Raw genomic sequence first — 14,902 nt, forward strand, 5'->3', positions numbered from 1 at the left:
TCGCCCTCACAACAAGCCGCTGTCCGACGAACAGCTGGCTTACTGGAATGTGTGGCTGAACCCACCGACCCTGTCGCCCAACATGATCCGCTTCTTCGATCAATACGTGCACGACTCGCGAGCCGGGTTCCTGCGCATCGACGGTAGCGGGTACCTCAAGCCACGGCAGATCATTGACGTTGAGGGGGCAAGCGTAGCTACAGCCCAATCCGGGACAACGCAACCGTCCGGTTCGATGGCAGAAACCTCTCCAGAGGCTGCGACTGCTTGATTGCCATTTCTGAAGGAAATCAGGTATGGCTGTCAACTTCTCGAAGCTTCCGCCATTGGAACCGATGCCGGAGAATCCGCCGTCGCGCATCGTCTGGACCATCGTGTTTTTCGTCATTGTGATCGCTGGAATATTCATGGTATTGCTTCTCTGGCCCAAGGGCGAGCCGACTCAAACACCCTGGTTCTGGACATGCGTTACCGTGTACCCGCTGGGAATCGCAACCTTCGTTGTCCTTCGGCGCTATAGCGTCTACGAAGGGCGCCGGCTAGACGCCATCGCGTGGAACGACGCCCGCGAAAGCTACGTGAACGACGTGTTTGACCGGGCAAGCCGCCCGCTCGGCATTCTTGTAGCGACATGCAGGTTTGCCAGTGAGGCGAAGGACGATGACTTTGGCAAATTGCTGGATGGATCCGCCAAGCTCGAACCGCGGACAGCCCCAGAGTCAGGCGCTCTACCGGTCAATGCGCGCTGGTTCGAGAAGCCGGACACAGACGAGGGCGGGATGCGTTTCAGGAACGACGACGAGCGCCGACGGTATGTCCTGGCATGGGCATTCAGTGTGGCGATCGACGCGGTTGCCGAAGTGGTACGTTCGCTCCCACCAGATTTGAGGTTGAAGGTCCAGTTGATGCTGCCGGGCGTCGTGGACACGGACGAAGCGCTGGCGATCTGGGAAAGGCGATGGGCGTGGACGGACCTGCGCCCGGTTCAGGTCAGGCTCATGCCAGAGCCGTCCGACCTGATGTACGCCGACGCGTGGCTTGACCGGGTCAACCGCAGGCTCGACGAGGAGGCACGACTTCTCGTTTGCGTGAGACTGAACGCAATTTGTCAGGCGCTCCCTCTTGATGGTAGTGCAGAAACCATGGTTGCCCTTCTCGTTGCGCCGGAAGCGGTATGCCAGAAATTCGCGCTCGCGCCGATCGCGATGTTCCATCGGCCGAACGGGACAGATGACTGTGCCATAGGCGACGCCCTCGCGCGTACTCTGCGATGGGGATGTAGCAAGCCCGCGGACATCAAACGGATCTGGCAGGGCGGCCTCGATGGTGCCGGCGCCAATGCGGTAACCAAAGCTGTCGTCAAGGCAGGTATGGGCGCAAAGGTGGCAGATATCGACTACATGGTTGGCCATGCCGGGCCGGCGGCGCCGTGGTTTGCCGTGGCGTGCGCGGCCAATGGCGCGATGCAGGATGGTGCGCCCCAGCTTGTTGCGACGGCTGGAAAGACCGGAGTCTGTTTTTCGGTTATGCGAAGTGTCACTTAACGAACAGGCACCCCGCGAGCGTTCCGCGTGCCACTCGATTGCGGTGTGGAACACGAGACGATTTATCTCATCAATCCGGAGGTCACATCATGGTCAGGCGGTACGACATTCTGAAGGGCGACAGAACGACAGCGGATGGCACCGTAGTGGGTGGCGATCCCAAGGACAGGGTTGGTGAACACGAGCAGGCCTACGAAAAGGACGAAGTATGGTGTCCTGAATGTCAGTCGGCCGGTTACATCGTGTGCGACGGGCCGCGTCAGTCAATGACGGGACCCGATGGCAGGGAAGGCGCACTGAGCGATGACCTGTGCGTGTGCAGGTGTGATCCACCTCCACGTCTGCTTCCATCGCAATACTTATCTTACGTGGACGTTTGAGCGTAGGCCAAAACTGCCGCGGCAGCATCACCTCCGAGGGCAGGCCACCGGCTTTGCCATCTGGCATTGCAACTTCACCTTCGACTGTAACGAGATATGCTACGCAAGTTCCGGACCAACATTCTCATTGCCCGCGCGCATCTTTCTGACCGGCAGCGCAAAGGCTGAGTCGAAGGCGACTGCCAGCAGTCCTCCGCCATTGCCACTCGCGGCCATCGCGGCCGCTAACCACGCTGCAATGTCCCTGCCGCAAGGCATGGTGCCGGAGGCGCAATGATGCTGGGAGAACTGTTCGGGAGCCTCTTTCCGGCTGGAGATCGCACAGTGAAAAAACTGCCCGCCGCATCAGCCAGGTTAGAGGGCTTCCCGGCATGAACGGCCAAAAGCGCCAAAAGCCACGACACAAAAGCACCGCTAGGCACCCAGATCAAGACCCCTTCTCATGATTCACCTTCTCGGCATGCCGAAAATCCTTGGAATGAATCCCATGCTTCTTGAGCAGCATCTGCAAGTGCGACCGATTCATATCACAGCGCCGCGCCAGCTCCGCCACCGTACCCCCTGTCTCCTGCAAGCCCCGCTCGAGAAACGCTCTCTCGGCCTCATCACTCGCAGCGCGCTTCGCATCGCTCAGTGAAAGAGGCGCACCTGCCGCCTCAGCCTCCACCGCCCGCAAAGCCAGCGCAGCAGACTTAGGCCGAATATCATCCGGCAAATGCTCGATATCGGCCGTCTCACCCGCAAGGCACGAAAGCCGATAGACGAGATTACGCAGCTCGCGAATATTCCCCGGATAAGCATACGTAAGCAGAAAGTCGCGCAGCTTGGGCGTAAGCTTCAGAGGCCGTCGCTTGAGTTGCGCGGCAGCCTCATCACCGAAATATGCAATCAGTAGCGGAATCTCGTCGTTGCGTTCGCGCAGCGCTGGCAGCGTGACATGAATCACGCTAAGCCGATAAAAGAGGTCCTCGCGAAACTGCCCCTGCGCGGCGAGTTCGCGCAGATTGCGATTGGTCGCCGCAACGATGCGTGTGTCGACCCCGATGGGTTCATCGGAACCCACCCGCTGGATCTCGTGCGCTTCGAGCACGCGCAGCAGCTTCACCTGCCCCTGCAGCGGCAACTCGCCGATCTCGTCCAGAAAGATCGTCCCCGTATGCGCGCTTTCGAATTTCCCTTTGCGATCGCTCGACGCCCCCGTGAACGCCCCTCTGCGATGCCCGAACAGCTCCGATTCGAGCAGGTTTTCGGGTATCGCGCCACAGTTCACCGAGATGTACGGGCGGTCGGCGCGCGCGCCGTTGGCGTGGATCACCTTCGCCATCAACTCCTTGCCCGTGCCGCTCTCGCCGTCGATCAGCACAGGCAGGTCGGTGGGCGCCGCCTTTTCCGCGATCTCCAGCGCGGCGAGCAGCTTCGGGTTGTCGCCGAATATCCCTTCGAAAATGAAGCTGCGCTCGATCAGCGCCTCGCGCCGCCGGTGCGCGGCGGGCGTGATGGCGTCCGGCCTTGCCAGCGCATCGAGCGCTTCTGGCGCCTCGGCCGCCGCTTCGACGAAGCGCTCCTTACGCGAGAGTTGCATGACTTCCTCGCGCAGCGCGTTCGACTGGTTCAAGAGCTTTTCGATGTCAGTGCGTTCCAGCCGCGGCGCCCAGCGCAGCGTGGAGCGCAGGATCTCGATCTTCTCGAGCAGCCCCGCATATGACACAACGGAACTGCCAAATCCGTGTGGGTCGAAGAGTTTCATGACGCCCCCAGCTGCTTTTGCACGAGCTGGTAATACATGCCCTTGCGCTCGACGAGTTCTTCGTGCCGGCCCTGCTCCACGATCGCCCCTTCGTAGAGCACGAGGATCTTGTCCGCCCGCATGATGGTGCTCAACCGGTGCGCGATGATGAGCGCCGTGCGGCCCTGGAGTATGTCGTGCATGTTCGAAAGGATGTTGCTTTCCGACTGCGTGTCGAGCGACGAGGTGGCTTCGTCGAACACGAGCAGGCGGGGATCGTGATAGAGCGCCCGCGCAATGCAAAGGCGTTGGATCTGGCCGCCCGAAAGGCCCATGCCGCGCTCGCCCACCACCTGCTCATAGCCAAGCGGCATCCTGCTGATGAACGCGTGCGCGTCGGCCATGCGCGCCACTTCCTCCATGCGCCGCCAGTCCGGCGTAGCATCGCCGCAGGCGATGTTCTCGGCAATCGTGCCGGAGAACACGAGGTTCGTCTGCATCACGTAGCCCACCTGGGCGCGGAAGTACGCGTGGTCGATCGCGCTCATGTCGTAGCCGTCCACGTTGATCTTTCCTTCGCTCGGCGCGTAGAAGCCCACCAGCAGCTTCGCGAGCGTCGTCTTGCCGGAGCCGCTTCGCCCCACGATCGCCACCATCTGGCCGCGCCCCACCGAGAAGCTGATGTTTTCCAGCACATACGGCGTTTCGTTGCCGCCATAGCGGAAATACACGCCGTCGAATTCAATGTCGCCCTGCAGGTCGGGAAGCAGTACGCGCGAACCCAGGTCGGCGGGCTTTTGCTCGGGCTCGATATCGAGCACGTCGCCTAGCCGCTCCATCGCGACGGCCGCGTCGTTCATGAGGCTCCAGAGCCCGACGAGGCCCATGAGCGGCGCGAGCACGCTGCCCATGAACGCATTGAATGCAATGAGCTGCCCGATGCTCAATTCCTGATCGAGCACGAGCGTGGCGCCCGCCCAGAGAATCACGATCGTGGTCGCCGCGTTGAGCAACTGGCTGCCGAGGCCCACGAGAATATTGAACGCCTGCGCCCGATACTGCACTTCGAGCGACTTCGCGTACTTGCGCTCCCACTTCAGGCGCACGGCTCTTTCTATCCCCATGCCCTTCACGGTTTCGACGCCGCCAAGCGTCTCCATCAGCATCGAGCGCGCATCGGTGGATACGGCAAAGACCTCGCGCGCGTAGCGCTTGATGCGCGGCGTGGCAATAGCGGTGAGCGCCATGATGGGAATCACGAACGCAATCAGCAGCAGCGTCAGCTTCACGTTATAGAGGAACATGATCGTGAAGTAGATGAAGATCATCAGCAGGTTGAGCGCCGTGGTCACCGTCGATTCAGTCAGAAATGCACGTATTGTCTGGTTCTCCTGAAAGCGCGCGAAGATGTCACCTGTTTTGCGGCGCGCGAAAAACGAGAACGGCAGCGACATGGTGTACTTGAAGAACTGCGACATCATCGCGAAGTCGAGACTGCGCACCATGAAATTCGACAGATGCGCGCGTATCGTCATCATGAGCTGCGTGAACACGTGCGAAATAATGAGCCCCACGATCAGGAGATGCAGCAGGCTCACATTCTGGTGGACGACCACGCTGTCGAGAATGTTCTGGATGATGAGCGGCGGCACCACGCCCAGCAGCTGGATCACGAAGGTCGCGAGAAACAGGTGGGCGAGTATTTTCCGGTAGGGCAGCAGATAGCCGATGAATCGCACCCATGGCGAGCGTGTCGCCGCCTCCGCACCCGTGCTCTCGCCCGCCGTGAACAGGAGGCACGTGCCGTTCCACCCGCGCTCGAACGCTTCGACGCTCAGCTTGCGAAAGCCGAGCGCCGGGTCGGCCACCCTCACCCACTGCTTCGACACGCCATATACAACGATGTAGTGGTAGCCCTCCCAATGCGCGATGAAGGGTAGCTCGAATCCTTGCACCGCCTCGAACGTGCACTGCACGCCGCGCGTGGTGAAGCCGAGCGCCTCGCCGGTGCGCGCGAGACTGTCCAGCGTCGCGCCCTGCGTCGTCACGTTCGCGAGGTCGCGCAGCTTGCCGAGCGTCATGGGAATGCCGTAATGCCGGCAGATCATGGCGAGACACGCCGCGCCGCAATCCATCTCCTCGGCCTGCTCGACCAGCACGAAGCGCCTGATCACGCGTTCGCTGAAGGTGGCGTCCGCGCCGCTGTCCACGGCAACCGGCCGGCTGCGGCGCTCGGCGAGCTTCTTCTGCCGCTGCAATTCGCGCTCGTTGAAGCGCACGCGCTCTTCCAGCACCTCGCGCAGCTTCGGGTTGCGCTCCAGCATGAAATGTACGGTCTTCTCGGGAATCACCAGCAGCCGTACATCGGTGAGCGCAGTGACGCTCACGGGCTGATTCTGCCGAAGCAGGCACGCGCGTTCGCCGAAGATCTCTCCCGCACCGAGCTTCGCGATCTGATAGACGCTGCCTTCTTCCTCGCGCGCAATGCTGACCTCGCCCTGCCGGACGACATACAGGCGCGTGTCGCCGCCCGCGCCTTGATGGACGATCTCCTTGCCCGCGCTCACGCGCTTGACGCCCACGCTCGACACATACTCTTCCAGCTCGGCGCGCGAAAGCTTGCCGCGCAGGTCGAAGAGCCGCGTGACGAAGCCGCCCGCGGAGCTGATCGCGACATAGCTCGTCACGAACGACTGCGCGGCCGGATTCGCGGCCAGCAGCGGTTCGAGCGCCGCGCGGGGGATGCAAAGCACCTCGGTCTTCGCGGAAGCGCGCACCGACACTTCGTGCCAGTAATCGCGCAGCATGGCGATTTCGCCGAACACCTCGCGTTCCTTGCGCACGCCAAGACTCATTTCCTTGCCGCGCTCTTCGGCGATGAGCCGCACGGAGCCCGAGCGGATCACATAAAGTCCGGCTGCGGGCTCGCCGCGCTTGCAGAGGGTGTCGCCGAACGCGTAGCTGTGCGTTTCGACCTGCGCGGCGAGACGGTCGAGCTCTTCGCGCGAAAAGAGCGAGAGCGGTTCAACCGCTGCGAGAAAATCCGCCAGCGACGGCGCGCTGGCAGGTAGGGGCGCCTGGGTGTCCATCTGCGTGGCTCTGCGCGCTCAGTGCGCGTCGATGATATGTTCTTGCGCGCGCTCCGCGAGCCACTCTTCGCGCAATAGCCGCCGCACCTCGGAAGATACGTCCGCCTCGAGCGACGCCGGATGCTTTGCCGTCACGCAGAAAATTTCGAAGAACGAACCGTCCGGCGCAGGGAATGGGCCGAGCAGGTCGCCGACCTGTGCATTGAACACCTTCGCCTCGATGTCCGTCTTCAAAGACCCGCGCAGCACCTTGCCGATCACGCCGCCGCGTTCGCTGGTATCGGCGATCGAATGCTCGCGCGCCATCTCGCCGAACGCCTGCGGCTCATCCTCCAGAATCGACATGACCTCGCGCGCCTTGCCTTCGGAATCCACCACGATGTGGCTCACTTCGATGCTGTCGAATTTCGGCGAATTGAGCTTGAAATAGCTTTCGACCGCCTCGTCGTTGCAGATCAGGTCAAAGGTTTTCTCCTGATAGAGCGTGTCGGTAATGAAGCGCTCGAATTCATCGAGGCTGATACCGAACACATCGAGGTAACGATTCATGTCCGCCGCGCGGTGCAGCCCCCGCACGCGGCGAAACTGGTCGGCGCGTTGCTGGATTTCGTCGGGCTCCACTTTCACGCCCATTTTTTTCGCGGCGATGACTGTGAGCCGGTCGCGCACCTGCTGTTCGACCAGGCTCTCGAACTGCCCCGTGAGTTTCAGCACGCGGATGAAATCTTCCGTGCCGATCGCTTCATCGTCGATCCGTACGATTGTCGTCATTGCGTTCCCCTGCTTTCTGATTCCCGAATTCTGAGCTGGTAAATACCTTCAGCCAGCGACCTGCCGGAACGGGTCCAGCGCGAAATCGATCAGGCGCCGCTCGCGCACCACGATTTCGGCGGTCGCCGTCATGCCGTAGCGCAACGGATACGTCGCGCCGCCAATCGAAAAATGATCGCGCGCGAGACGCACGCGCCCCTCGTAAACCGGCTCCTTCGTCTGCGCCTGCGGCTTCGTGGTCGGCGAAATATATTCGAGCGTGCCGTCCACCACGCCATAGCGCTGATACGGGAACGCGTTGAATTTCAGCTTGACGGGCAAGCCCTCGTGGAGGAACGCGCGGTCCTGCTCCGCAATCGCCACCTTCACGACCGGGCGCGCATTGGCCGGCGCAATGCCCCCTAGCGGCGTGTTCGCCTGGATCTTGTCGCCGGGCTGCGTCGTCGTCACGTCGGTAATCACGCCCGAGACCGGCGCAAGCACGAGCAGGAAGTTGTCCTTGTCGATGTTCTCGAAGCGGATGCGCGCCGCGGCGTCGGCGGCAAGGCGCGCGGTCTGCACCTGCAGGCGCAGCTTGTCCTCGGTATTGGCGATTTCGCGTTCCGTCGCGTCGTATTCGATGCGCAGCGACGTGAGCTGTCCGGCGCTGCCTTCGAGCTGCGCCTTCGCCTGGGCGAACTCGTGGCTCGTTTGCGCCTGCAACTCGCTGAGCCGCGCCTGCGCGATCCGGTAGTTGTTATCGGCCTGCAGGAACGCGCTGCGCTTTTCCTCGACCTGGCTTTGCGAGACTCCGCCGCCGCCGGGCAGCGCGAACAGGCGCTCGTACTTGTCCTGGTCTTCCTTCGCGAGGTCGCGCACGTGGCGCGCGTTGTCGATATTGCCGCGCGCTTCGTCGAGCTGCGCGTTCTCGGCCTGCTGGAGCTTGCTCGTGCCTTCCGACACGCGCGTTTCATGCAGATGCGTCTCGACGTCCATCTGCGCCTTGAGCGCCTCGGCCTTGCGCTCCATGAGCGCCTTCTTCTCCGGGAACTCCTTCCAGTCGCGCTCGGCGTCGTCGAGCTTCAGGCGCGCGTCGAGCGCGTTGGTCGCCGCCTGTATCGCGCCGCGCGCGTTGATGCGGCCAATGACGTCGTCCTTCTCGACGGGCTGACCTTCGGCGATGTAGATATCCACGAGCTCTCCATCCACGGGCGCGTAGATTCGGCGCACTTCGGATTCCGGGGCCAGCGCCCCCTGCGCGCTCACGATGACATCGGCGCGGCCGACGAACGACCACAGTAGGCCGCACGCCACGAGCGCAACCATCGTCATGATCGTGGCGTCGATGAGGCGCCACGGACGTGCGGTGAGGATCGCCACGCCTTCGTCGCTGTGATCGCCCAGCGCCTCGCCCAGCGGCCGCGGCGGTTCCGCCGCCGCATGCCGTCCACGCATGCCGAGCGCCTTGCGCAGGCGCTCAATGAGCTGGCGCGGATTCACCGTGCCCTCCCGCTAGCGCAAGCTTTTCGAGCGCGCCCGCATGGGCCGCGAACGGCGGCGTGGCGAAGTGAGCGGCGGCCAGGCGGTCGTGGACGGCCTGCACATGACCCGCGTGCGCCTCGCTGTCGATTTGCTGATATTGGTCGACGTCGGCGCGCACGGCATCGAGCCCGGCGAGGCGCGGATAGCGCTGCGCATAGTCGCTCAGCATCGCGGTCAGCGCGTCGAAGCGGTCGCTCGCGAGCGCGCTGTCGATTGCCTGATGGATGCGATCGAGCGCGGCCACGTACACGGAATCGTCGCTCTGCAGCTTGCGCAAGTGGCTGAGCGAATCGGCATACACGGTGGCAAACGCCGGCACGTAGGCCGAGATGCGGTCGAATGCGCGCTGGTGCTCGCCGGGGTCGTCGTCCCAGCGGCTCGTCAGCGCATGGATCGGCGCTTCGTCGTGATAGATGCGGATCGGCGCCTGCGAGCCGCCCCGTCCCTGCACGAACGACTGCAGTGCGCCGATCCAGCCGATGTCTTCCACGAGCGGCGCGGCGTCCGGATTGTGGCGCGCGAGCGTACGCATGTCCTCTACGATGGCACGCGCACGGTCGAACGCGCGAGCGTTGATCGCCGCGACCCAGTCGGGCACGTTCGCCTTGATGAGCGCTTCCGTCCCCATCGCGCGCCACGTGCTGTCGTTCGGGTGGCGTGTGAGATATTGATCGGCCATACGCGCCGCGCTTTCGAACTGTCCGCTCGTGAGCAACGCCTGCATGTCACGCTGCGGCGCGCCCTGGAAATACGTGAGCGCAACGAGCGCCAGAATCACGGCGATCCCGCCGCCGCCCCAGCGCGCGAACGCGCCCATGTTGATCTTCCCGCTGCCGCCCAGCGCTTCGCTCAACTCGCTCAGGAAGACCTCGATCCTGCCGCGCCGGCGTCGCGCGTCGTGCCCCGGTTCCGGCGCGGGGTGAGGCGCATCGGGGTTGATTTCGTCGTCCTGCGCGGGCGCGGGGGGCGTGCAGAAAATGTCGAGAAACGAGTGCGCGCTGCCAATGAAGGTCGTGCGATCGGCGTCTTCCGCGAGCACCGAAGCGCGGCGCTCGCGCGTCGCCGTCACGGTGGCATCGCTTCCACTTGTGCTCTCCAGGCCAACCCGGTAAACAAAGTGCTCGCCGCCAAAGGCGATGCGCTGGCCGTCTTCGAGCTTGACCGCATGATCGTCGAGCCGCTGGCCGTCGAGGAACGTGCCGTTGGTGCTGCCCAGGTCTTCCACATACATCGCGTCGTCTTCGGCGTAGATGTGCGCATGACGCCGCGACAAGTAATTCACCTGGTGCGGATACGCATCGTGATACTGCGAGAAGGTCTCGTCGGTCTTGCTGACCAGGAACGGAAAATTCGTGACGACGATCTGCTGCAACCCGAGATCGGCGCGCTCCGGCGTGAGCGTCACCACGGTCGCCCGCGCGGGCGCGCGCACCGTACGCGGCGCGAAGCTCACGCGAAAGGCAAGCGCGCCGGCAAAGCTGAGTTCGTCGCCGTCCTTTAGAACGTGAGGCTTCTGGGTGACTTCGACGCCATTGACCGCCGTGCCGTTCTTGCTGCCCAGATCGGCCACGTAGGCCGCGGCGCCCTCGCGGAATATGCGCGCGTGACGGCGCGAGACATCGACCACGACCTCGGGCCGCGCCGCGGCAAAAGGCGGCTGCGTCCGTCCGACTGGGAAAAGATCCTTGTCGATGCGGATCTCGCCCAGCTCCGCATGCGATATCGGCCGCAGCACGATATCGAACGTCCGGTCGAGCGAAGTCTGGCTCTCGGCAATGGAAGCGGCGTCAGGCACCATGATTCCGCCAGCGATCAGCAGTTGTCAGCCAGGCCGCGCGTGGCGCAAGCGCCGCGTGCGCACTGACTCTCCGTGTGAAGCCGTGCGCCTTGCACATGGCGATCGGGGTGTGAGAAAAGTGTAGGCGACTGTTGGCTGGAGTCAAACAACTGACGCGGGCCGCTGCGACGAGCGCGCTCACTTGACGGGTGCTGCCGACACGGCGGAATTCGAGGCCACGCTGGCGACATCGACGTCGGGCCAGCCGCCGCCAATCGCCTTGTAGAGCGTGACGGTGTCGCTCAGAATCAACTCATGGTTGGCCAGAAGCGACTGTTCCGCATTAGCGAGCGAACGTTCGGACTCCAATACTTCGAGCTGGGACACGAGCCCCTCTTTCAATTGCGCCTCGACCTGCGCCGCGACGGTGCGCAACCGCTCGTTTTGCTGCAGCAATTCGATGCGCTGCTTTTTATGCGCGTCGAGGTTCACGAGCGCGTTTTCGACTTCTTCGAACGCCGTGAACACCACCTGGCGATACTGCTCTTCGGCAACCTTGCTTTGGGCCTCGGTCGTCTTGATGTGGGCATGCACGCTGGGATCGAACATCGGGAAGTCGATGCTCGGCATGAAGCTCAGCGTGAACACCTTGAACAGATCGGAGAGCGAGAACGCGGCTGTGCCCGCGCGACCCGTGAGACTGAGGGTCGGCAATTGCGCGAGCCGCGCGGAACCCACTTCGTCATAGGATTCAAGAATGCGGTACTGCGCGGCCACCACATCGGGGCGGCGCCCCAGCAACTGCGCGGGCAGGCCCATGGGCACGTCCGGCAGCTTCACGCGCTGGCGCAACTGGCCCAACGGCATCTTGAACTCGCCCGCGGGCACGCCGACCAGCGTGGCAAGCGCGTTTTCGGCGGTATCGCGCTCACGGTGCAGTTCCAGCAGTTCGTTCGTCACGCCATTGACTTCCGCGCTCTGGCGCAGCACCTCGGTTTTGGGGGCGACACCGTTTGCGTACATCTGCTGGTAAATAATGAGAATCTGCTTGTTCCGCTTGAGCGTGTCTTCCTCGTCGCGGATCTGATCGTCGAACTGCAGGATCTGGAAATAAGTGCTCGCCACATTCGCAACGAGCGTCAAATAGCCTGCACGCCAATCCGCTTCGCTAGCGTGATACTCGGCCTTTTGGGCCTGCACGCTTTTTTCGACCTTGCCCCAGATATCGATGTCCCAGTTGACCTGAGTGGCGACGTTATAGGTCTTCGAGAGCGCTAGCCCCGTGCTCTTCTCATAGTCGATACCCGCGCCCGCGTCGACCGTGGGAAGTGCACCGGCCTGCACCTCCCCGATCTGCGCGCCGGCTACGCCAATGCGCGCCGCCAGCACCCGGATATCGACATTGCCCGCAATCGCCTTTTCTATGAGTGTATTCAGGTACGGATCGTCGAACTCTTTCCACCATTGAGGATTGACTGTATCGGCCGCGGAAAACGTGCGGCTCGTATGCGCCCAGGCGTCCTTCTCGGGCATGTCCGGGCGCCGATACGCAGGCGTACTCAGATCCGTGCAGCCGCACAGCGCCACAGCACACAACCCAGCCGTTCCGACGAAGCGGGTCAGCCAGCGCGACGCGCCGCGGGCTGCATCTGCGGCGGACGGCGAGAGCGGTGTGTTCACAATCGACTCCTTAAGGAAAGGCGGCGAAGGACGCGACGAAGAAGCGGTGTGCAACGGATGCGGTGGAGGGCGGCGCCGTGGAGACGGATAAGCCTCTACGGCTGGCAGCACGATCAGAAGTGGATCGTGTTGTGAGCCGTTTGCACGGGGTCGGTCGAAGCGTGGAGGTTGTTCACGAACGCCACGTCGTTGCCCGTGTTGGACAGGATGGTGTTCGTCTGGCCGATCAACTGCGATGCGGTGAAGTTGGTGGAGTCGACCTTGACGCTCGGCATCGTCGGGCAGTAGACGGGCCACAGGCCCAAGCCACCGCGCACGGCGCTCATTTCACGGCGGTCGAGTTCTTGCGCGAGGCACAGGTCGGCGATCAGCAGCTTGCTCATGGCAGTTCTCCAGGAAGGGATGCAACAGTGTTGGGATTTTGAGCTGCATGGTTGCGGGCTCGGATCCAAGAAGGCATGAGGCGTGCCAGATGCGCGAGTGCGCAAGCGCACGGCGGCGCATCGCCCGTTGCATAAGGACAGTTCTGCAATTCCCGGAGTCTCACGCGCGGCGCGCGGCGAAACGCGTTTCCGTGCGTTGTGACGTACGCGCGCCAACTCGTCGACCGGCTTATGTTGGCGTGCTGCGAACACTCGTTCGCGGGGCGACGTGAAGCGTCTTAAACGTTCGTCTATTGCCGTCGCGTGCCCGGCCGGATCGTATGGATCACTTAACGTAGATGGTAATTTTCTTCGAATACACCGGCGGATTGTGCGGCACATGGTGCGCGTCGCCCATCAGCAGCTGCAGCGTATGTTTGCCCGGCGGCAACTGCAGCATCGTTTCGGTCTGGCCGGCGCCGAAGTGCAGATGATTGCGATCGGAGGGAATGGGCTGATCCATCGGCGGCAAGTCCGTGTCGACGAGCAGATGGTGGTGACCCGTGTTGGGAAACTCCACCTCCGCAGGCGCCACGCCCATGTTGCGCAGGCCGAACCAGACGCGAAACGGCCGCCCGGCCGGCATGACCTGGCCGTCGTTCGGCCAGCCGATATAAACGTGCGCGTTCGGGTCGGCCGGCGTCGCGCCTGCATGCGCCGCACCGCCCGCGAGCAGCACGAGGCTGGCAGCAAAAACGAGGAACCTGTTCATGGCGTGCACTCCCGCTTCTTTTGCGCTGCGGCTAAAGCCGGATGTCCTTCGCTACTTGACCGTGACCGTGATCTTCTTCGAGTAGACCGGAGGATCGTGCGGCACGTGGTTGTAGTCGCCCATCAGCAACTGCAGCGTGTGCTTGCCCGGCGCAAGCTCGACCCGGGCTTCCGTTTCGCCCGCGCCGAAATGCAAATGATTGCGATCCGAGGGGATCGGCTGGTCGAGCGGCGGCAGGTCCGTGTCGATGAGCAAGTGATGATGGCCCGTGTTTGCCTTGTTGATGCCCTTGGGGCAAACGCCCATGTTGCGCAGGCCCATGCGCACCCAGAACTTGCCGGTGGGAATCGTCGCGCCGTCCGGCGGCCAGATGATGTAGACCTCCGCACCGGGCGGCGACGGGGTGCGCTCGGCAAACGCGAGACGCGGCATCAGGACGGCCGCTGCCAGGGCCAACAGGGTTGCTCTTCGTTGCATCTTTGTGCTCCTTGTTCGGCAGACGGCGCGCGGCTTTGGAGTTCGGTGCGTGTTCTACAGCTTAGGACGGATTCAAGCCGATGGAGATAAATCGCCGCTGCGCGCGCGGGTGCCACCCTGTTACTGCATCGCGCGGCGTGCGTGCTATTTTGTAGTTGTGCGCAGGCTGTGCCTGTGCCGGCAGCGGCCCGCGTTTCACGCGATCGCGGCCGGTGACTGCAGCGGGGTGGCGCACCGTCGGCATTGAAAGGCGATGACCTGGGTATGCACCCGGGTTGGCACCTGATAGGGAGAACGAACATGTGGCGACTAGTGTTGCCTGTGTGCCTCTTGATCTCGCTAGGCCTGAGTTCGACGCTACGCCTGGCTGCGCCGGCAGCGCGCGAGCGCTCGGCTCCGGCACGCGAGCAGCCGCGTCCCGAGCCGCAAGACCCAGGTCGTTACGCAAGCGGCCACGCCGCGCATGAGCGGCTCGCCGTGGCCAGAGCAGTGCGGCAACGCTATGGCGTCGCGATCGTGCGCGTCGGCCTGATGCCGAAAGACACCTCCCAGGAATACGAAATCACGTTCTGGAATTCGATGAAGGACAGTCAATACGCGAGCGACTATGAGGCGTATCTGAAGGCCTATCCGAACGGACGCTTCGCGCCGCTCGCGCAGGCGCGCCTGACGCGTTTGCGTGCGGAGGCATCGAAACCCGCTGCAGCGTCGGCCACGCCCGCTACGTCCACCCAGCACCCGGCTAGCAGCCCCGCTGCCGCCGCGCCCACACCGGCCCCCGCGCCAGCGCCTCAGGCAAAGAC

At 63.2% G+C, this 14,902-nt stretch carries 11 protein-coding genes and 2 pseudogenes; 4 read left to right on the forward strand and 9 right to left on the reverse strand.

The genetic code is table 11. From position 1 onward, the window contains the following. The 3 genes and pseudogenes from M3I53_RS37230 to M3I53_RS38770 form a co-directional block, all read left to right on the forward strand. Positions 1–271 (forward strand): annotated as a pseudogene (locus M3I53_RS37230) (DUF2235 domain-containing protein); the annotation flags it as partial. A gap of 25 nt (positions 272–296) precedes the next feature. After that, positions 297–1,544 carry a hypothetical protein gene (locus M3I53_RS37235; protein ID WP_254320723.1) on the forward strand — a complete coding sequence of 416 codons (1,248 nt, stop codon included), beginning with the start codon at positions 297–299 and terminating at the stop codon, positions 1,542–1,544. Between the two features lie 89 nt (positions 1,545–1,633). Continuing rightward, positions 1,634–1,924: a PAAR domain-containing protein gene (locus M3I53_RS38770; protein WP_254320724.1), complete on the forward strand. Its 291-nt coding sequence runs from the start codon at positions 1,634–1,636 to the stop codon at positions 1,922–1,924. A 427-nt stretch (positions 1,925–2,351) separates the two neighbouring features. Here the strand turns inward: M3I53_RS38770 and M3I53_RS37245 are convergent, their stop codons facing one another. The 9 genes from M3I53_RS37245 to M3I53_RS37285 all read right to left on the reverse strand — a co-directional run bounded on the left by M3I53_RS37245 (position 2,352) and on the right by M3I53_RS37285 (position 14,099). Next, positions 2,352–3,671: a sigma-54-dependent Fis family transcriptional regulator gene (locus M3I53_RS37245; protein ID WP_254320725.1), complete on the reverse strand. Its 1,320-nt coding sequence runs from the start codon at positions 3,669–3,671 to the stop codon at positions 2,352–2,354. Continuing rightward, positions 3,668–6,739, reverse strand: a complete 3,072-nt coding sequence (locus M3I53_RS37250) for a peptidase domain-containing ABC transporter (RefSeq protein WP_254320726.1) — start codon at positions 6,737–6,739, stop codon at positions 3,668–3,670. The genes M3I53_RS37245 and M3I53_RS37250 overlap by 4 nt, the downstream gene beginning before the upstream one ends. Before the next feature lie 18 nt (positions 6,740–6,757). Continuing rightward, positions 6,758–7,510 carry a peptidylprolyl isomerase gene (locus M3I53_RS37255; protein WP_254320727.1) on the reverse strand — a complete coding sequence of 251 codons (753 nt, stop codon included), beginning with the start codon at positions 7,508–7,510 and terminating at the stop codon, positions 6,758–6,760. Between the two features lie 48 nt (positions 7,511–7,558). Then, complete coding sequence (locus M3I53_RS37260) at positions 7,559–8,944, reverse strand: HlyD family efflux transporter periplasmic adaptor subunit (RefSeq protein ID WP_254320731.1); 1,386 nt, start codon at positions 8,942–8,944, stop codon at positions 7,559–7,561. A 22-nt stretch (positions 8,945–8,966) separates the two neighbouring features. Then, positions 8,967–10,829 (reverse strand): FHA domain-containing protein, encoded by a 1,863-nt coding sequence (locus tag M3I53_RS37265; protein ID WP_254320728.1) that lies wholly within the window; start codon positions 10,827–10,829, stop codon positions 8,967–8,969. Positions 10,830–11,006: 177 nt separating this feature from the next. Next, the gene (locus tag M3I53_RS37270) at positions 11,007–12,431 is read right to left on the reverse strand and encodes an efflux transporter outer membrane subunit (RefSeq protein WP_375542636.1); all 1,425 of its coding nucleotides are present in this window, start codon (positions 12,429–12,431) and stop codon (positions 11,007–11,009) included. Between the two features lie 170 nt (positions 12,432–12,601). Further along, the gene (locus M3I53_RS37275) at positions 12,602–12,871 is read right to left on the reverse strand and encodes a hypothetical protein (protein WP_254320729.1); all 270 of its coding nucleotides are present in this window, start codon (positions 12,869–12,871) and stop codon (positions 12,602–12,604) included. 325 nt (positions 12,872–13,196) lie between these two features. Continuing rightward, positions 13,197–13,622 carry a DUF4399 domain-containing protein gene (locus M3I53_RS37280; protein WP_254320730.1) on the reverse strand — a complete coding sequence of 142 codons (426 nt, stop codon included), beginning with the start codon at positions 13,620–13,622 and terminating at the stop codon, positions 13,197–13,199. Between the two features lie 51 nt (positions 13,623–13,673). Then, the gene (locus tag M3I53_RS37285) at positions 13,674–14,099 is read right to left on the reverse strand and encodes a DUF4399 domain-containing protein (RefSeq protein WP_069262263.1); all 426 of its coding nucleotides are present in this window, start codon (positions 14,097–14,099) and stop codon (positions 13,674–13,676) included. 300 nt (positions 14,100–14,399) lie between these two features. Between M3I53_RS37285 and M3I53_RS37290 the strand changes: the two are divergent. Beyond that, positions 14,400–14,902: pseudogene (locus tag M3I53_RS37290) on the forward strand (hypothetical protein); the annotation flags it as partial.

It is taken from the genome of Paraburkholderia sp. CNPSo 3272 (assembly GCF_024206495.1).
Classification (GTDB): Bacteria; Pseudomonadota; Gammaproteobacteria; order Burkholderiales; family Burkholderiaceae; genus Paraburkholderia.